The organism is Taibaiella koreensis (assembly GCF_003545715.1).
Lineage (GTDB): Bacteria > Bacteroidota > Bacteroidia > Chitinophagales > Chitinophagaceae > Taibaiella > Taibaiella koreensis.
The window spans coordinates 1-19,226 of sequence record NZ_QVNU01000002.1 but is presented as its reverse complement, the minus strand read 5'-3'; the positions used below and the strand labels follow the sequence as shown (position 1 = coordinate 19,226).

Annotated in this window: 19 protein-coding genes; 10 read left to right on the top strand and 9 right to left on the bottom strand. The window is 49.8% G+C overall.

Annotated features, from left to right (window positions below):
* Positions 1-264 precede the first annotated feature (264 nt).
* A complete protein-coding gene (locus tag DZK30_RS07065; RefSeq protein ID WP_162902918.1) occupies positions 265-1,008 on the top strand; it encodes a hypothetical protein in 744 nt (247 codons plus the stop codon).
* A 113-nt stretch (positions 1,009-1,121) separates the two neighbouring features.
* A complete protein-coding gene (locus DZK30_RS25735) occupies positions 1,122-1,277 on the top strand; it encodes a hypothetical protein (RefSeq protein ID WP_162902917.1) in 156 nt (51 codons plus the stop codon).
* A gap of 188 nt (positions 1,278-1,465) precedes the next feature.
* Here the strand turns inward: DZK30_RS25735 and rpsA are convergent, their stop codons facing one another.
* Both rpsA and DZK30_RS07055 read right to left on the bottom strand, forming a co-directional pair.
* Positions 1,466-3,280, bottom strand: coding sequence for a 30S ribosomal protein S1 (gene rpsA / locus DZK30_RS07060; RefSeq protein ID WP_240432879.1), 1,815 nt, complete (start codon positions 3,278-3,280; stop codon positions 1,466-1,468).
* Positions 3,281-3,418: 138 nt separating this feature from the next.
* On the bottom strand, positions 3,419-5,674 hold the full coding sequence (locus DZK30_RS07055) for a choice-of-anchor L domain-containing protein (protein ID WP_118973429.1): 2,256 nt from the start codon (positions 5,672-5,674) through the stop codon (positions 3,419-3,421).
* A 356-nt stretch (positions 5,675-6,030) separates the two neighbouring features.
* Here DZK30_RS07055 and DZK30_RS07050 point away from each other — a divergent pair, with 356 nt between their 5' ends.
* Both DZK30_RS07050 and DZK30_RS07045 read left to right on the top strand, forming a co-directional pair.
* The gene (locus DZK30_RS07050; RefSeq protein ID WP_118973428.1) at positions 6,031-7,956 is read left to right on the top strand and encodes a PKD domain-containing protein; all 1,926 of its coding nucleotides are present in this window, start codon (positions 6,031-6,033) and stop codon (positions 7,954-7,956) included.
* Positions 7,957-7,989: 33 nt separating this feature from the next.
* Positions 7,990-8,739 carry an SDR family NAD(P)-dependent oxidoreductase gene (locus DZK30_RS07045; RefSeq protein ID WP_118973427.1) on the top strand — a complete coding sequence of 250 codons (750 nt, stop codon included), beginning with the start codon at positions 7,990-7,992 and terminating at the stop codon, positions 8,737-8,739.
* Between the two features lie 8 nt (positions 8,740-8,747).
* On the opposite strand, the gene DZK30_RS07040 is transcribed toward DZK30_RS07045, so the two are convergent.
* From DZK30_RS07040 to DZK30_RS07015, 6 genes are all read right to left on the bottom strand, one after another.
* Entirely contained in the window at positions 8,748-9,272 is a 525-nt protein-coding gene (locus tag DZK30_RS07040; protein ID WP_118973426.1) for a ferritin, read from the bottom strand.
* Positions 9,273-9,377: 105 nt separating this feature from the next.
* A complete protein-coding gene (locus DZK30_RS07035; RefSeq protein ID WP_118973425.1) occupies positions 9,378-10,217 on the bottom strand; it encodes a sulfite exporter TauE/SafE family protein in 840 nt (279 codons plus the stop codon).
* Between the two features lie 76 nt (positions 10,218-10,293).
* On the bottom strand, positions 10,294-10,506 hold the full coding sequence (gene yidD / locus DZK30_RS07030) for a membrane protein insertion efficiency factor YidD (RefSeq protein ID WP_118973424.1): 213 nt from the start codon (positions 10,504-10,506) through the stop codon (positions 10,294-10,296).
* Positions 10,503-10,919, bottom strand: a complete 417-nt coding sequence (gene rnpA, locus DZK30_RS07025; protein ID WP_162902916.1) for a ribonuclease P protein component — start codon at positions 10,917-10,919, stop codon at positions 10,503-10,505. Before rnpA ends, yidD begins: the two co-directional genes overlap by 4 nt.
* 27 nt (positions 10,920-10,946) lie before the next feature.
* Positions 10,947-11,102, bottom strand: a complete 156-nt coding sequence (gene rpmH, locus DZK30_RS07020) for a 50S ribosomal protein L34 (RefSeq protein WP_118973422.1) — start codon at positions 11,100-11,102, stop codon at positions 10,947-10,949.
* 414 nt (positions 11,103-11,516) lie between these two features.
* Entirely contained in the window at positions 11,517-13,496 is a 1,980-nt protein-coding gene (locus DZK30_RS07015) for an alpha-ketoacid dehydrogenase subunit alpha/beta (RefSeq protein ID WP_118974006.1), read from the bottom strand.
* Positions 13,497-13,603: 107 nt separating this feature from the next.
* Here DZK30_RS07015 and DZK30_RS07010 point away from each other — a divergent pair, with 107 nt between their 5' ends.
* The 4 genes from DZK30_RS07010 (at position 13,604) to DZK30_RS06995 (ending at position 17,005) form a co-directional block, all read left to right on the top strand.
* A complete protein-coding gene (locus DZK30_RS07010; protein ID WP_118973421.1) occupies positions 13,604-14,035 on the top strand; it encodes a hypothetical protein in 432 nt (143 codons plus the stop codon).
* A gap of 139 nt (positions 14,036-14,174) precedes the next feature.
* Entirely contained in the window at positions 14,175-15,053 is an 879-nt protein-coding gene (porG, locus tag DZK30_RS07005) for a type IX secretion system protein PorG (protein ID WP_162902915.1), read from the top strand.
* Between the two features lie 183 nt (positions 15,054-15,236).
* The gene (locus tag DZK30_RS07000) at positions 15,237-15,980 is read left to right on the top strand and encodes an electron transfer flavoprotein subunit beta/FixA family protein (protein WP_118973419.1); all 744 of its coding nucleotides are present in this window, start codon (positions 15,237-15,239) and stop codon (positions 15,978-15,980) included.
* A 44-nt stretch (positions 15,981-16,024) separates the two neighbouring features.
* Entirely contained in the window at positions 16,025-17,005 is a 981-nt protein-coding gene (locus DZK30_RS06995; protein WP_118973418.1) for an electron transfer flavoprotein subunit alpha/FixB family protein, read from the top strand.
* 131 nt (positions 17,006-17,136) lie between these two features.
* On the opposite strand, the gene DZK30_RS25730 is transcribed toward DZK30_RS06995, so the two are convergent.
* Entirely contained in the window at positions 17,137-17,307 is a 171-nt protein-coding gene (locus DZK30_RS25730; RefSeq protein WP_162902914.1) for a hypothetical protein, read from the bottom strand.
* A gap of 177 nt (positions 17,308-17,484) precedes the next feature.
* Between DZK30_RS25730 and DZK30_RS06990 the strand changes: the two genes are divergently transcribed.
* Positions 17,485-17,970, top strand: coding sequence for an ester cyclase (locus tag DZK30_RS06990; RefSeq protein WP_118973417.1), 486 nt, complete (start codon positions 17,485-17,487; stop codon positions 17,968-17,970).
* 226 nt (positions 17,971-18,196) lie between these two features.
* Positions 18,197-18,475, top strand: coding sequence for a class I lanthipeptide (locus DZK30_RS06985; RefSeq protein WP_118973416.1), 279 nt, complete (start codon positions 18,197-18,199; stop codon positions 18,473-18,475).
* Positions 18,476-19,226: the final 751 nt, after the last annotated feature.

Sequence of the window (19,226 nt, the reverse complement as noted above, 5' to 3'; positions counted from 1 at the left end):
CACTTCAACGATACCCCTTCTTTATTATCTTCTTCTTGTTGCCCTGGGCCTGCTTACATCCTGGCAAGAACATATTTCCATCCGCCGGTCTATAATAAAGGATACCACCCGGAAGGGCCGGTTACCGGCCCTTTGCAGGTCATAATTATGATGAAATGATCGTTCGGCGATTATAAAATGCCATTCGGCGATTATCGTTAGCCCCTTACGCTGTCGGGGATACTTTTGACCTGCAAACCCTTTTAATCATAAAAATGCAAACGCATGAAAACAATTTTCTTCAAATCGTCCCTCGGTACTATGTTGCTCCTGACAGCAGCAGGTATCTTCTCTTCCTGTAATAAAAAAAGCGATGCCGCTCCTGCGCCTCCTGCCGAAAAGCAACACTGGGTTAAAGTGTATAAAGACGTCATGTTGGGCGACCAGGAAAACCATGGCATCGGACATTTCCTGAAAACCCAGAACGGACAAGTGGTAGCTGTAGGGGAAGCACAAACCCAACAGGAATTTTTGTCAATGATGTACTATACACAATATGGCGCCAATTATGTAGTGTTTACTTTTCCGGGGAACGGACGTAGCGCGTCGGCATACACCGACATTGAAACCAATCGGCTGTTTGTACAAAATCCAGGCGGTATCGATCATTGGGCGCAAGCCAATCTGAATACCGGGGAAATCGACCGTGCTTATAGAAACGGAACGTATATGAGCCTGAGCGAATTTGAAGCATTGGCTTCAAGCCGTAGCTGGAGCGATTTCAATAGCCGGTTTGTCTACTTCAACGGGGGCGAGACGGATCTGTCGGCCGGCAGCTTTGTTGTTCCGGGCAATGGAGAAATTTATATGATCCAGCTGAACAATACGGTTCGTGGTTTTATCCGGGTGAAGAGTGTAGTGCCATCAAGCGGCAACGGAGGCAGCATCAAATTCGATATGGTGATCGAAGGCGGTGATGATTATACTACAAGCAGTGAGGCTAAGAATATACAACCGGGTAAAGACTAAGGGAAGTCGTCCTGTTCCGTGTCGGCTGGCAGGATAGGGCAGCAATGCAAAGTTTCGCCCGTCGGCACGGTCTTCGCTTATCTCCACTCTGATAAAGGCGATGAACAAGAGGAATGTTTACTTTTTCTATAGCCGGTTTACTGGCATTGCGTATTAAAGAGGAATACCGGATAACAGAAGCAAATAACCTTATTTTTTACCCGGATATTCAGGAACGGTTGTTGCTGGTAACCTACGATGGCAGTACCGGTCCCGGCAGGGTGGATTGAAAACACAGCGACGATGATGCTGCGAACATAACGAGGTAAAGAATGTACTGCCAGGCAAAGACGAAGGCATTGCGCCGAAGCTAAGATGTTCTGCTCAGTATTAGCAAACCCCATCCTGCGAAATAAAAACCCGCCCTGTTTAAACAGGGCGGGTTCATTTTTACCTACTTTAAAACGGGTTTCCGGAATTATTTTCCTTCTTCTTCGTTCTTCATTTTGTTTTTCAGGTCGGCCAGTGCACCCAGATCGCCCAGTGTAGCTTTTTCTACTTTGGACTGGATGTTTTTAACCGCTTTCTTGGTGTTCTCAGCATCGGCCTGGTTGGCTTTGTGCTCAGCTTCCCTTTCGTCGGCCCTGGATTGTTCCCAAACCTTGCTGTGTGATACCATGATGCGCTTGTCGTTGCGATCAAACTCGATGATCACGAAAGGCAGCGTTTCGTCCAAACTTACAGTGCCTTCGTCTTCCTTACGCAGGTGACGGGCAGGAGCAAATGCTTCCAGGCCATATTGCAGCTGTACAACAGCGCCTTTGTCATCTTTACGGATCACGGTACCTTCATGATGAGAGCCGATGGGGAATACACTTTCGAAAGTGTTCCAGGGATCATCTTCCAGTTGCTTGTGTCCGAGGGACAACTTGCGGTTTTCCTTATCGATGCTCAGGATGCTTACCTCGATCTGGTCGCCGACTTTGGTAAACTCGCTGGGGTGGTTGTAACGCTTGGTCCAGCTCAGGTCGCTGATATGGATCATGCCGCCAATGCCGGTTTCCAGCTCTACGAATACACCATAAGGAGTAATGTTCTTCACGATGCCTTTGTGACGGCTGTCGATGGGGAATTTCTCCTCGATAGCGCCCCAGGGATCATCGGTCAGCTGCTTGATAGACAGGCTCATTTTGCGCTCCTCTTTGTCGAGGGTCACAACCCTTGCGCTGTACTCATCAGCCATCTTGAAGAATTCCTTGGCATTGATCGGCTGGCTGCTCCAGGTGATCTCTGATACGTGTACCAGGCCTTCTACGCCGGGCAGCACTTCGAGGAATGCACCATAATCTTCGATATTCACTACTTTGCCCTTTACGGTAGCGCCTTCCTGGATCTCTTCAGGCAGGTTATCCCAGGGGTGAGGAGTCAATTGTTTCAGACCGAGGCTGATACGTTTTTTCTCATCATCGAAGTCAAGTACCACAACGTTCAGTTTCTGGCCGTTGCTCAGCACTTCGTTCGGGTGAGAGATACGACCCCAGCTGATATCGGTAATATAGAGCAGGCCGTCTACGCCGCCCAGATCCACGAATGCACCGAAATCGGTAACATTTTTGATGGTTCCTTCGAGCACCTGGCCTTTCTCCAGTTTGGACATGATCTCGCCACGCTGTTGCTCCAGGTCGCTTTCGATAAGCGCCTTGTGAGATACCACGGCATTGCGGATCTGCTCATTAATTTTTACTACCTTGAAGTCCATGGTCTTACCCACATATTGATCGTAGTCTGTAACAGGCTTAACGTCGATCTGTGAGCCGGGCAGGAAGGTTTCCAGACCATTAACGTCCACAATAAGGCCGCCTTTGGTTTTGGAAGTAATTGTACCGGTAACCACTTCGCCGGATTTGAAATAATCCACCACATTCTGCCAGCTGCGTACCTGGCGCGCCTGGCGGCGGCTGAGGCTCAGCTGACCATCACGGTCTTCTTTTTCCAGAACCAGAACTTCGATCTCGTCGCCGATTTTCAGGTTGGGAATATCACGGAACTCGTTCAGTGATACCAGACCGTCTGATTTAAAACCAATGTTTACAATAGCATCGGTTTTTGTAAGACCTACAATCGTACCCTGGATCAGTTCAGATTCCTGGATGGTTTTGAAGGTTCCTTCGTAGCTTTTTTCAAGCTGTTCGCGTACTTCTTTGGGATAAGAAGCTACGTTGCGCTTATCGACGTTCCAATCGAAATCGTCATGCGCGTTGTTTTGAGTGTTAACAATTAGGTTTTCTTCCAAGTTAAAGTCCTCCTTTTTATAAGAAATTTTGGCCTGCAAAGGTAATGATTTTTTGTAATGAGAAAAATTTTTTTTTGCCCCCAAAAAAGCGGCCGGAACTGATCCGGCCGCTGGTTTCATTTTTGATGTTTGCGGGAGTTACCTTACCAGGGTCACATCGCCTTTCAATACCTTGGGTACACCGCCGGGCAATGTGAGCTTGATTAAATAATAATATACATCGGGCGCTGCGGGTTTGCCGTTTATCGTACCATCCCAACCCTTAGTCGGTATGTTGGTCTCAAATACCTGGCGTCCCCAGCGGTTGAATATCCTGAACTCGGTCATTTTGTCGAAGCGCAGGTTCTGGATCTTGAACACATCATTCATACCGTCTCCATTGGGAGAGAAGGCATTGGGCATGCCGCTGCGGGTATCGTATTCCACCTTGATCTTTACAAGCGCCGTATCGGTACAGCCATATTGGTTCATGCCAATAAGCCTGTATTGCATGTCTTCCAGCGGCGTTGCCAATGGCTCCCTGGCCAGCGCATCGCTCAGGTAGGTCACCGGATCCCATTGCCAGTAGATCGCTTCGCTCCTGGAGCTTAGCTTGATCTGGTCGCCATAATGAATCGTTGTATCCACCGGGGTCACCGACTCAAATTCGAAGGGAGGCACCACATGGATCAGCATGCTGTCCTTATTGCTGCAATGCGCTACCGGCGTTGTGGCCGTAACCACATATTTGTAGTCGCCTGGCGCCGCGTAGAACTTATTGTTGGGCGAGAAATCGTCTCTCAGGTAATCGGCCGGCGTCCAGCTCCAGGTATAGTTAATATTGCCGGGTTCAGCGTACAGGTTGATATTGAGCGAATCGGGCAGACACTCGGTACGCTCTTTAACCAACGTTATTTGTGGTATAGGCTCGACCACAGCTACATAAGTGCGGCTTACTGGTGGACAGGTGGCCGGGGCGCCGGGCTGGGTCACCGTGATCTTATAAGGTGTTGTTACCGAAGGTACTGTCTTGATGTTCTGCAGGCTGGGATCCAGGATCAGTGCAGCGGGCGACCAGGAGTAGTTAAGGCCTGCGGCCATTTCGCTATTGATCCGGAAAGTATCCCTGGGGCATTTCACCATGGGATCGGTAGGAATATTCACATAAAGCGAATCATAGATCCATACGGTATCACGGGATACGATAGGCGGATTGGGTGCACCGGCTGCAACAGAATCGGGGTTGTAAACACCGACAGTTACAAATAAAGGGTTACCAGAAGGATATTGCACATTCTTCGCCTGGATGATCATTGTGTCGGTATTGGTATTGGCAGGAATGGTAAAGGTGTTGGGCAGGGTAGCATAATCCACGCCATTTACAGCAGTACCACCGAGCTGCAGCTGATAGGTAAGGGATACTGTGGAGTCGCAGGTGCTGCGTCCGAAAGCTATTTTGGCAGGCTTACAGCCCCTTACGGAGTGGGCCTTCTCGTTATTCTGACCGCCACCGGTAGCGGGGGTCAGTTTTACCTTGGTCGTCATGAGACTGCCGGCTTTGATAAATACACCGGAATCGTAGGAAGCATCGCTATAGTCGGCTATAGCCAGCTTCAAATGATAACTCATACAGGGTTGTACTTTGGCCACAGCGGTGAATACGTCGGTATAGCCGGTATAAGAGATCACAGTGCCGCCGGCATTGCTATTGTAAAAACCGGTATAAGGGCCTGCGCCAAAGGTATTGGCAAAACAGGGATCTGGTGTATTGGGGAAGCCGGGAACACCGTCGTTAACCGTACTTACACCTACCATCACATTGGTGCCGGGCACCAGGGCAATATTGGTGGGGGTGGCATAGCCGGGACCGGATATGAAAAAGCCGAAAACGTCGTTGATGCTGCAATTGTAGTTCCAGCCAAAACCATTACAGGTAGGGCAGTTGTACTCTTCGGAGGCAAATACATAATCAAATTTTACCGTATCGCCCGAAGGAATAAAGTCAAATTCCAGCACACAGGCATCATTGGTCCCTGTAACTGCGCCCGTGTATTGATTGGCAAGGGCGGTCAGGTCGTCATCTCCGGGAGCGCCGGGAAAGCCTGTAGAAAATTGATTGTTGGCAAAATCATTGTAGGTGGCATTCACGCCAAAGTTGGTGCCGGAGGTTACCACCCGGCCACAGGTAAGCACAATACCGCTATCGATGCCGATAAGGCTGGGGCCTGTAAAGTCAAATTTGCCGCGGGCTGTGCCGGGGCAGGTGCCGTTGATCGTAGGATTGGATATTTGTACCCCCTGACCTACCAGCATCTCGGCAAGTTGCTGGGCAGTTTGTCCGTCGGATACAGTGATCTGCGAACGGGCATTGAAATAGGACAGAACGACAAAGGATAAGAGTAGCAGTTTTTTCATAAAAAGATAATAATATTTGGTCTTAGACTGACGGTGCTCATCGTTATGGTGGCTACAAGATAACGTAATTAAAGATAATATCCGGTTAATTTGGGGAGACAATTCCCTTCTTTTGCAAAACAGTTGCTGTGCCAACCTAAGAAATGACCCGCTAAAAAAAAGAAAGGTTGGGTGGAAAATTGGCAAATTTTCACAATGAAATCGTGGCGCTGATCACAGATACCTGTCAGCCGGTATACTTTTGTTCGATCTTAGGCCTTATCTTTATAGAACCAACGGTTTTAATTATTGTTAGTGTCTTACCTTTGTTGTAGGTACGGCTATTCAAGGCTTAACAGAAAAGACGTGTGATATAAATGAGCAAGCATTTAAGAAGATGGTATGGGGCCATTATTGTATTTCTGGCTGTCTGTTTCCCGGTTATAACCCATGCTTCGCATATGATCGGAGGCGATGTCACCTATCGGTGTCTCGGGGGCAATAATTTTGAAATTACGATTACACTGTTCCAGGACTGTCTCTATGGTGAGCCGGGCGCCCTGGCTCAGGACAATCCGGCTTTTTATTCGATTTTTTCCGGTAGCAGCCTGGTCAGGGCCGACAGCGTGTCGGCGATTTCGACCGAGATTGTTAATCCCAACTTCAGTAATGCCTGCATCAATAATTATCCCAATACCTGTATGCGTAAACAGGTGTTCCGCTTCAGAGTAAACCTGCCTGCGACCAATGTAGGCTATACGATCGTATACGAGCGTTGCTGCCGCAACGCCTCGATCAACAATATCGTTACGCCAGGTAATGTAGGCGTAACCTACTATGCGACCATTCCGCCGTTCACTTCCGGCTCCTGTCCCAATAACAGCGCTGTATTCAAAAATTTTCCGCCGCAGATCATCTGTGCCAATAATCCTTTGGTCTATGATTTCTCTGCAAGCGACCCCGATGGAGATTCGCTTAGCTACCGGCTGTGTTCTGCACGCCCCGGCGGCTCTACCACCGACGCCAAGCCTTATGGCGCAGCTATGGACCCCACACCGGCCAATAATTCGGTCAGCTACCTGCCGCCTTATAGCGCCGCAATGCCTATGTCGGGTATTCCGCCCCTGCAGGTCAACCCCGTTACCGGTCTTATGACCGGTACGCCCAATGCGATGGGGCGTTTTGTTGTTACCGTATGTGTGGACGAGTGGCGTAATGGATCAGTGATCAATACGGTTTCCCGCGATGTGCAGTTTGTGGTCACCAATTGTTCCAAAGCGGTAGTCGCCAATATCCCTGAGCTTCCCGATGAGCCAAACACCTACACAGTGGAATGTAAAGGATTTACCGTCCATTTTGTGAACCTGAGTACCGGTGGCTTCAGCTATCTCTGGGAATTTGGTGTTCCTGGCGCCACCTCCACCGATTTTGAGCCTACGTTTACATATCCCGATACCGGAACCTATGTTGTACGGCTTACTGTAAACGCCGGCAGTACCTGCCCCGACAGCATTAGTCGTCTGGTGAAAATATATCCCGAGTATCATGCCGATTTCGATTGGGCAGGCAAGTTGTGCCCGGGTGAGGCCATACAATTCAACGATCGTTCTACGGCTACCTATCCCCCCGTGGTGAAATGGGACTGGAGTCTTGGCGACGGCAGTACTTCTACCGATCAAAACCCTGTTCATGTATATGCCAAGCCGGGTGGCCCACAGCAAGTTACCCTTTCTTCAAAAAGCCGCCTGGGATGCCGTGATGTGGTGACCAAAACTTTGCCGATGCCTTATTTCGATCCTTTTGCCGGCAACGATACGATCATTGTGCTGGGCTACCCTTATACGCTCAATGGTACAGGAAGCCAGTTCTATCAATGGACCCCTACAGATTTTCTCAATAACCCCAATATCGCCAACCCCTCAGTTACTTTTCCCGATACGGGGCATTATACCTATGTTTTACATGGTACGAGCGAAGAGGGCTGCCGGGCCAACGATACGATAACGATATGGGTGGTTAGCTACGGCCAGATCTTTGTCCCCAACGCGTTTTCGCCCAACGGTGATGGTATTAACGATGTGCTGATGCCCCGTATCGTGGGTTTTTCCCGCATTAATTTTTTCCGCATATTTAACCGCTACGGCCAGCAGGTGTATGGAACAGTCAATGATAACTACCCGGCATGGGACGGTCGTCAGAACGGAAAAGTGGTCGACGTGGGTACCTATTTCTGGGTGCTGAACGCAACGGCCGCCGATGGGACCAAAGTCACCAAGAAAGGAGACATTACACTGATCCGTTAAGCCCGCTTCAATCAATAACACTTAAACTTACCGATGAAAGTATTGATCACCGGAGCCACTTCCGGATTTGGAAAAGCTATTGCAGAAAAATTTGCCCTGCCCGGAAACGAATTATGGATCACAGGCAGGAGAACGGAACGCCTGGATGCTTTACAGCAGGACTTACAGCAGAACGGAATAATTGTGAAAACCACCGGGCTCGATGTGCGGGACAAGCAAAGCGTAAATGCCCTGGCGGCAGCGGTAGAGCAGGAGTGGCATGGGGTTGATGTATTGGTCAATAACGCCGGGCTGGCCCTGGGTGCAAACAGCATCGATGAAGGGGATACGGAAGACTGGGACGACATGATCGATACCAATATAAAAGGATTGCTGTATGTGACGCGCGCCATTGCGCCGCTGATGCGGCGGCAGCGCTCGGGTCACATTATCAATATCGGCTCTACAGCCGGCAAAGTCGTTTACCAGAATGGTAATGTGTACTGCGCCACCAAGTTTGCAGTTGACGCGATAAGCCAGAGTACGCGTATCGATTTGCTGCCCCACCGCATCAAGGTGACTTCGATTAATCCCGGAATGGCCGAAACGGAGTTCTCGCTGGTACGGTTTAAAGGGGATGGCGCGAAGGCAGGGCAGGTATATAACGGCTTTGAAGCGTTACGTGCGGAGGATATAGCCGATACAGTGTATTACTGCGCTACGCTTCCCCCGCATGTATGTATCAATGATCTTACCATCACCTGCACACAGCAGGCCAACAGTATCTATAAAGCCGGCAATTAGCCGTAGCCTCAGGCACCGGCAGTTTTATCCTTGGCTGCGGCAGTGCGGAACAGCATAATATCGCGGTCGAAAAGATAGATACCGCCTTTGTCATCGCCTACCAGCTCAAGCTTGTCGTTGAGCGTGCGGGCCAGCCTTTCTTCTTCCAGTTGCTCGGAAACATACCATTGAAGGAAGTTGTGTGTGGAAAAGTCCTTTTCCTTAAGCGACAAATCAACAATATCGTTGATGCTTTCCGATACTTTCAGCTCGTGCTTGAGCAGCTCTTCAAATACCCGTTTCAGCGACTGGAAAGTAATATTAGGCTGGGGTAGCGGTGGTACTACAGCAAAGCCGCCCCGCTCGTTGATGAAGCGTATCAGCTTGAGCATATGGATCCGCTCTTCGTCAGATTGCTTATAGAAGAAGTCGGTGATCCCATCGAGACCGGGCTGTATCTCGGCCCAGGAAGCCATAGCGAGATAAGCCTGTGAAGATTCGGCCTCCATAGCAACCTGGTTATTGAGCGCCTCCTGCATCGTTTTTGACAACATAGTGCTTGTGTTTTTGAATGTGAAAGATGAGTCGTGACGGGGTATAGCCATAGGCCAATACCCGCTCTGTAAATATAGGTAAATTTTGTGCCGCCGGTCCAGCCTTTATACTGTTCCGGAAAGGCTTTTCCATATCATTTGCGCTGCGAGAAAGGTGACGACTACGGCGAATCCCCAGCGTAGCCACTGGGTTTGCGCCCGTACCAGCACCCTGGCGCCCAACATGGCGCCCAGCAACACGCCCAGCATTACCGGAGCTGCAATGCCGGGAACAATATAGCCTTTCTGAAAATAGATAACAGCACTGGCAGCGGCCGTAACGCCGATCATGAAATTGCTGGTAGTAGTAGATACCTTGAAGGGCACCCGCATAATGTTGTCCATGGCAATAACTTTAAGCGCGCCGGAGCCAATGCCCAGAAGGCCCGACATAATACCGGCAAACAGCATCATGAACCAACCGCCGATCACATTCCGTACGGTGTAAAAGCTCGGGCCCTGCGCCGTAGGATAGCTGCCGTTCAGCTTGAAGAAGGATGCCCAGTAGCCGGAAGGGCCATGATCTTCATGGCTGATCTTTTTGCGTATGGACATAAAGGCGGAAAACAGGAGAATGGCGCCGAAGATAATGCCCAGCACATTCTTAGGCAGGTAATTGGTCAGGTAAGCGCCTGCAATCACTGCTCCCAATGTGGTTGCTATTTCCAGGAACATGCCGATGCGCATATTGGTAATGCCTTCCTTCACATATGCAGAAGCCGCGCCTGAAGAGGTGGCGATAACCGATATAAGCGAGGCGCCGATGGCATAATGAAGATCGACCTGCAGCAGCAGGGAGAGTAGCGGAATGACGACAATGCCGCCGCCCAGGCCGGTGAGGGCGCCCAATAATCCTGCGGCAAAGGAACCGATAAAGGTGATAAGTGAGAAAAGATCGACAGACATGTACGGCAAAAGTACAAATTAGGCCCCGGAACTTTCAGAAAAACGAATGTGAAATTAAGAACACCCGGGAACGGGATCAGGGAACCGGATCGTGACCATGGCCGCCCCAGGGATTGCAGGACAGGATACGCCGGAAAGCCAGCCATCCGCCTTTAAAAATGCCATATTTCCTGAGGGCCTCAACGGCATACTGCGAGCAGGTAGGCGTATAGCGGCACTGTGCTCCCAATACAGGAGACAGGAACTTTTGATAAAGCCGGATGAGGAATATAAAGAACCTGCTGATCATGGTTTGGTCGCGGCCACTTTGGCGGCAAGCTTCTCGATGGCCTTCTTAACGACGGTGCAGGCCTCCTCAAAATTAAACTTTTCGGCGCCGCTGTAAATAAGAAAAAGATGCATTTGTTTGCCTTCCGGAATTACCTGGTATAAGGTATGCTTTTGCAGGCGCCAGGCTTCCCGGAGCAATCGCCGGATGCGGTTACGGCCCACAGCTTTGCGTATCCTTTTTTTGGGTATGCTAAATCCGGCACGCACGGGAGCAATGTCTTCCGCTCCGGCCGGGGTTAGCCGGAAGACCAGTCTCAGGGGAAAAACAGAAAACGCCTCTCCGGTTTGGAAAAGCGTCTCAATCTGTTTACGCAGCTTCAATCGCTCGATAGCTTGCAGCGTGAACCGTTGATGAATACTAGGGGTACTCAAGACGAACGGATTAAGTAAGCTAATGATTTATTTCAGGCGAAGCTCGTCGGAAACGGTCAGCTTCTTACGGCCTTTCTTGCGGCGTGAAGCCAATACTTTGCGTCCGTTAGCTGTTTCCATGCGCTTACGGAATCCGTGAACTGATTTACGACGACGACGCGAAGGTTGATAAGTACGTTTCATAATATGCTAATTCTTAAAATGATGCAATTTTTTCCTGCCTGGTCAGACATCTGTGTGACGCCTTTTTCCAAAAGGACTGCAAAGGTATGCGTATTTTTCTGAATGGCAAAAAGATTTTTCAATCATTTTCTCCCCTTCGCTGCCTGCAAATATAAATGGATGAATGATTTCTAAAGAAATCATTCATCCAGCTCATTATCCTCCTTATCTGTTAGCCATAAGAAAGATTCGCCTGGCTCTGTTCACAGTTTTTTTTATCTCCTTTAACTGGCTATCCGCATATGGGAAACATTGGATCATTCTGCCTTCTCTCACGGCTGCTGAGCCTGTCGAAGCACCATAATATCGTTGCCCTTTCGACAGACTCAAGGACCGGAAATAGCTTGTTTCCTATATGTGGATGGTCAATCTCTTTTAATATTGCGCCAGCTTATTGATGGCCTCGTCCAGCCGCCCTTTGGCCAGGAAGGCCTGCTCCAGCTCCACGGCGAAAGGCACTGGCGAATCCAGGCTGGCACAGCGCATTACGGGAGCGTCCAGCCGTTCAAAGCAATGCTCGGCGATCCAGGCGCTCAGCTCGCCGCCAATGCCGCCGGTAAGTGTGTCCTCGTGCAATAGCAGCACCTTGCCCGTGGCTTCGACAGCTATACGCACAGCTTCATAGTCGAGCGGCAGCAGCGTACGCAGGTCAAGTATATACAGGGAACGGTCGGGATGCCGGCGGGCGTAATCCATGGCCCAGTGTACGCCGCTGCCATAGGTAATGATCGTTAACTCCTCGCCTTCTTGCACCACGCGGGCCTTTCCGATCTCGATCGTATAATAGTCGCTGGGTACCATGCCGCTCACACTGCGGTAAAGGGCCTTGTGCTCAAAGAACATAACCGGGTTGGGGTCTTCAAATGCCGCCAGCAGCAAGCCTTTGGCATCTTCCGGTGTGGAAGGATAAACCACCTTGAGGCCTGGGGTATGGGTAAACCACGCCTCATTGCTTTGCGAATGAAAGGGGCCGGCGCCCACGCCTCCGCCGGTAGGCATGCGCACCACCACATCGGCATGCTGGGCCCAGCGGTAATAGATCTTTGCCAGGTTGTTGATGATCTGGTTGAAGCCTACCGTTACGAAATCGGCGAACTGCATTTCCATCATCGACTTGAAACCCTTAATGGAAAGGCCAAGCGCCGTACCTACGATCGCGCTCTCGCACAACGGGGTATTGCGTACCCTTGCTTTGCCAAATTGCTCGACGAATCCTTCGGTTACCTTGAACGCGCCGCCATATTCGGCGATATCCTGTCCCATCAGCACCAGGTTGTCATGGCGTTCCATGGCCTGCTTCATACCCTCGCTCAGGGCTTGTATCATTTTTTTCTCACTCCGGGCCATTGCCGAAGTATCGGTGGTTACAGACCGGAAAGGCTTATAAACATCAGCCAGCTCTTCTGCTACATCCGGCACAATGGGGGCCGCAGCAAAGCCGATTTCCAGGCCTTCTTCGATCTCCTGTTGGATAGTTTCTCTTATTTTTTCAATAGCGCCGGCGTCCAGCAGCTTTTCTTTCAGCAGGAAATCTTCGTAGTTCTTTACCGGGTCTTTCTTACCCCATTCCTCAAACAGCTCCTTGGGTACATATTTGGTACCGCTCGCTTCCTCATGACCGCGCATGCGGAAGGTCATCGCTTCGATCAATATCGGTTTCTGTTCCCTGATGCAGTATTCGCGGGCTTCCTGCACGGTCCGGTATACTTCGAGCAGGTTATTGCCGTCGATCGTGATCCCTTTCATGCCATAGCCAACCGCTTTGTCGGCCAGTTGCCGGCACACAAATTGCTCATTGACGGGTGTGCTGAGGCCATAGCCGTTGTTTTCGATCATAAAGATCACAGGCAGGCCCCATACGGCAGCAGTGTTCAGCGCTTCATGAAAATCGCCTTCGCTGGTGCCGCCGTCGCCGGAAAAAGCCAGCGAAACTTTGTCTTCCTTACGAAGCTTATGGGCCAGCGCCACACCATCGGCAATAGCCAGCTGCGGTCCCAGATGGGATATCATGCCGCAAATATGGTGCTCGTTGCTGCCAAAGTGGAAAGAGCGCTCACGCCCCTTGCTGTAGCCCTCTTTGCGGCCCTGCCATTGCAGGAATAGCTTGGAAAAAGGCATTTTGCGTACAGTGAATACACCCAGGTTGCGGTGCAAGGGCATTACATACTCGTCCTCATCCAGCGCCATGGTAGCGCCAACAGCGATTGCTTCCTGGCCAATACCGCTGAACCATTTGCTTACCCTGCCCTGGCGCAGCAGGATCAGCATTTTTTCTTCGATCATCCGGGGCTTTACGATGGCGGTATAAAGCGCTTTCAGCATATCGTCCGATATTCCTTCGCGGGAAAACTGCATAAATTCCAAAAATTTGGCGCAAAGGTAAAAGAAAAAGCAGAGGGCATAAGCTCTTTTTCCCCGGACCCGGATGGCTTTCCGTATATTAGCATCCAAAAAAATAAGCAATGAGCCTGTATCGCCTTTTCGTCATAGCCTTTGTACTATCCGCGCTGTCATTCGGCGTTTTTGTCTATTATTATATTCATCTGGTCACCGATATGCTACAAGCAGTGCACAAGGTCGCGCCAGGGCAGCTGCCGGAGAGTATGCTCAGAGACATGTTTTCTCCCGGCATATTCATTGCTGCTACGGTATTGGGTTTAAGTGGTATGCTTTACCGGGTGTTGGGCATTGTATTTATTGCCCGTAACCCGCTTCTGGAGGGTGGAGAGAAAGTAATGTGGATCCTGGGTTTCGTTCTGATGGGCTTTATTACCGCCATGTATTCATGGCTATGGCTTCGAGCCGTGCGCTTACCGCTACAGAAAACCGGACGCCGGAGGCGCCTCCGGCGTATTAACTTTCGGAAGAGGCTGCTATCGCAGGCTCGCCCGTAAGCGGTTTAAAAAAATATCAGCCCGGCTTTTGTTTTTCGATTCTAAAAATTATATTTGTAACGTCTTTTGTTAATCGTGTATTAAATTGGCTTGTCCGGAAGGACTTGCCGCTGTGTTTTTAAATACTAAAATTGTTCCCTTGAAAAGACTATTACTTTCTTGTCTTATTGCCCTTCCACTATTTGCTTCCGCTCAAAAGCATCATGAGATCGGTATTTGGGGAGGGGTAGCCAATTACTATGGCGACCTGCAATCCAAATGGATACCTACCGGAACAGCTAACAGCAGGACCTATAAGCCAAGCGGCGGCATCATCTATAAATATTTTATCAACCCGAGTGTCGGTTTCCGCTTCAGCGCCTCCTACATCAGGGTCACCGCTGCCGACAGTCTTTCCGAGATCGCGGCCAATAAGCGCCGTAACCTGAATTTTGCCAATAACCTGGTAGAAGTATATGGCGGTATCGAGCTGAACCTGCTGCCGATCGATATGGAGAAATTCCATTTCACACCTTATATCTTCGGCGGTATCGGTGCTTTCTATGGAAGCCCCTTTACCAAAGACGCTAACGACGATAAAGTGGTGCTGCGCAACCTGAGCACAGAAGGCCAGGGGCTGCCTCAGTATCCCGACCGTAAAGTATATCCCCTGGTGAACGCCGTTTTTCCATTTGGCGGCGGTGTAAAATGCTTTGTCGGCAACACATTGGTGATCTCCGCCGAAGTAGGACTTCGCTATACCTCTACCGACTATCTCGACGATGTAAGCCGTTCGTATGTTAACATGGATACCCTGCTGGCTTATAAAGGTCAAAAATCTGTAGACATGTCTTACCGCGGCAATACAACCCGCCAATGGGATGGTAACTATCCCAACTACCAGTTCCAGCGCGGTGATTATAAACGCAACGACTGGTACTGGACCGCCGGTCTTTCTGTTACCATTTATTTCGATGCCTTTGGCAATGTGAAAAAATACATTCAAACCACCTGCCCGCGTATTTTCGGACGCAGGTAACCTACCTTGATGTGATAAAATATCAAAAGGAAGCTGTACCAGGCTTCCTTTTTTGTTGTACCTGGGTCAAAAAAATGAACGTTTGTTCATTTTTTTGACAGTTAAATTACCGGCCAATCATATTTCTTAATTATCTTTGCGCACATTTCACTACTTAATTTTAAGCAAAAAATATTCCGTTCAATGAAAATACTTGTTTGTATTGCCCAGGCTCCGGACACTACGGCTAAAATTGCGTTCACCGACAACAATACCAGGTTCAACGAGCAAGGTGTCACTTACATCATTAATCCCTATGATGAGTGGTACGCGCTGGTGCGCGCACTGGAGCTGAAGGAAGCAGGAACAGCCTCTGAGATACACCTGGTAACTGTAGGCAATGCCGGCGCCGAAGCCGTAATGCGCAAGGCCCTGGCCCTGGGTGGCGATCAGGCCTTCCGTATCAACGCCGAGAGCCACGATACGTTTATGGTAGCCGACCAGATCGCTGCTTTTGCCAAGGATAAAGACTATGATCTTATCCTTACCGGTAAAGAGTCTATTGACTATAACAATGCCTCTGTAGGTGCTACTATTGCCGGCGCACTGGATTACAATTACATTGGCTTTGCTACAAGTCTCAATGTAGACGGTACAACCGTAACGGTGAAAAGGGAGATTGAAGGTGGGGAAGAAACCGATACGGCGCCCCTTCCAATGGTTATCTCCTGTCAGAAGGGTATGGCCGAAGCCCGTATCCCCAACATGCGTGGTATTATGGCGGCACGTACCAAGCCCCTGAACGTAGTGGAGCCCGTGGCGGCCAATGCACTTACTGAGATCGTATCTTATGAGATGCCTCCTGCCAAAACAGGTGTAAAGCTGTTTACCGTGGACCAGATGGATGAGCTGGTGGAAGCATTGCACAGTCAGGCCAAAGTGATCTAACCACTATCGTCAACCTTAATTCAAATTTCCCAATTTCAAAAGATATGTCAGTATTAGTATTTGTCGATCATACACAAGGTTCTTTTAAAAAGAAAGCCTTTGAAACTGTGAACTATGCTGCAGAAACCGCCAGGCGTATTGGCGGCGGCGATGTAGTGGCCGTGGTGCTGGGCACCGTAAGCAATGATGAGCTGAACCAGTTGGGCCAATATGGCGCCACCAAAGTACTGCACGGCAATGATGCCCGTTTCGATAGCTTCAACGCCAGGGCTTATGCCAAAGCGATCACCGCCGCAGCACAGCAAAGCGATGCCAAGGTGATCGTTGTTTCTTACAATGTAAGCGGTAAGGCTGTTGCCGGTATCGTAGCGGCCCAGTTGAAAGCAGGCCTGGTATCGGGCGCTATCGACTACCCCAGCACCGACAATGGTTTCGTGGTGAAAAAAACGGTATTCTCCGGTAAGGCCTTTGCTTTTGTAAAGATCAATTCGGATATTAAAGTGATAGCCTTGGTGCCCAATACTTTTGGTGTAACCAAAGGAGATGGCGCCGTGAGCGTGGAAGCCCTGAACCTTAACCTGGGCGATGCCGATTTCGGTATCAAAAAAGTATCTGAAGAGGTAGTAAAAGGCGAGATCCCGTTGAGTGAAGCGGAGCTTGTAGTATCAGGCGGTCGTGGTCTTAAGGGACCCGAAAACTGGGGCATCCTGGAAGATCTCGGAAAAGCCCTGGGAGCCACCCTGGCCTGCAGCCGTCCTGTAGCCGATGCACACTGGCGTCCTCACCATGAGCACGTGGGACAAACCGGTGGCACGATACGCCCTAATCTTTATATAGCCGTAGGCATCTCAGGTGCCATTCAGCACCTTGCCGGTGTCAACAGCTCCAAAACGATAGTGGTGATCAATAAAGATCCGGAAGCGCCCTTCTTTAAGGCAGCAGACTACGGCGTAGTAGGCGATGCCTTCGAGGTGCTGCCCAAGCTTACAGAAGCAGTAAACAAATTCAAAGCTTCTCATAATTAATTGCCGAAAAGGCGCACAAAGGCTATCGTTGGATGGCCTTTGTAACTTAATTCTTAATGCGTATTCAGCAGACTGGCTATTGCTCCCAAAGGGCAATAGCCAGTCTGCATGTAAGACATGCCTCATTCCGGCTAAGGTCTCGGCGATAAGCTATCCCTTGCCGGTTCTTCCGCACCGGTAATCATCAAAGTGCTCACCTTTTTGTCGCTTTCATAACGGGTCTTATTGTATTTCATAATGGCAATGTTGGCCACGGCCAGCACGGCAATAATCAATACATTCCGTCTCAAACTCCTCCACATAGATACATAGCTTTTACCTAAGTTAACACTTTCTTCTGAAATGGGAGATCGGTTCTGTAAATAAAGCTATCAATTAAAAATAGCTTATGCTTACAGATGACTATGTAGGCCTTGCCGGCCATTCTTCAACTACTTTAATGTTTCCTACCCTGTTTTGTACTTCTTTTGCAGGAAAAAATGAAAGAACGTATCTTATTGCTGGCATTGCTTGTTGTGCCCGCTATTACGGGTCCTCTGTATGCCCAGCAGAGCACTTTGGATCATAATCGCGGGATGATCCGGATTTACTTTGATGAAGTCTGGAATAAAGGCCGGTTGGAGGCCCTGGATACTTTACTTGATGCGGGTTATATCAACCATACCCCTTCTGTGGCCCATCCGGAACCTGGCCCGCAGGGCTTGAAGCCGATCGTATTGGCGATCCGTAAAGCCTTCCCCGATCTTCACTATGAGATCAAAGATATTATTGTAACGGAAGATCGCGTAGTAGCGAGAGTACTGATGACCGGAACCCATACCGGCGACCTGTTTGGTATGGCGCCAACGGGTAAGCGCATCGCCGTTGAGCAGATCAATATTGAAAAGATCAGCCATGGTCGTATTGTAGAACATTGGCGCGTTACCGACGAGCTGGGCATGATGAAGCAGCTGGGCAAATATTGAAAATTGAGTATCCCGATACAATGCCGTTTGGTTGAAACCTTTTTTCAAAGGAAAAATTCTTCGTTAACCGCAAAGGACGCTAAGTTGTACGCAAAGAACACAAAGATTTGGTGCGAAATATTTCATTAGTTTATAAGTATTGCTAAATCCGCCCTAAAAGTTGTTGTACTGCAGGGAAGCTGCAGCGCCTTACCGGAGTTTTGTAGCTTACCAAACATCAAGCGCAATGAAAAAGAAACACCTGAACGCGAAGCTTTCATTGAAAAAAAAGAACATAGCGCCGCTACAGGCGGGGGGTGAAGCCCTTGCCGGTGGCGCCAAAGGCGGCACCGTAACCATATGTCAGTATTATAGCTGTACCGGCGAAGCGACCTGTGGTATTGCCTGCACGGTGATCGATTGCCTTAAGACACAGCACAATTGTGATACCGTGCTCAACTGCAATACGAACACTTGCCCTACCTGGCCACCCAATTGCTCCCAGCTGCAGCCTTGTATTGGCTAATTATTGCCCCCCTGACGGCCCATTAGCAGCATTTGTACGCTATCCCGGGTCATAAGGGTTATAGCGTGCATCAGGTCTGGAAAAAAGTACCCCGCTTGAATCATGCCGGGGTACTTTCCTTTTGGGACTTTCAAGCCGTCGGGCCACCCTGCGCGGCAAGCCGGTCGGGATGCATTAGCGGCCTGACCGGTGGCTGAATACCTTGAGCGTGTTTATGGTGAAAATCATCCGGGTCCGTTCAGATCGCTGTGCGCTTAGTTATACCCGGGATATTGTTCTATAGGTACGATTGCGGCTGCTTCTGCGACTTGTAGCCAGCGCGTTCCGACCGGCGGTTTTTGCCAACCATTCTGTGCGGCAAGCCGGTCGGGACGCATCGCGGCCTGAACGGCGGCTGAAATACCTTGAGCTTGTTTATGGTGAAGATCATCCCGGTCCGTTCAGATCGCTGTGCGCTCGGTTATACCCGGGATATTGTTCTAGAGGTACGATTGCAGCTGCTTCTGCGACTTGTAGCCAGCGCGTTCCAACCGGCGGTCTTTGCCAACCATTCTGCGCGGCAAGCCGGTCGGGACGCATAGCGGCCTGAACGGTGGCTGAATACCTTGGGCGTGTTTATGGTGAAGATCATGGATCAAGCGGAATATCTGGGGGATTTCAAAAAAAGGACTTGCTTTGCGTCTAAAATCCAAACGTTTTGTCCAATCCCTATTTAGAGTTAATTAGCCTGACCCTGCCTGAAGGGTTACCC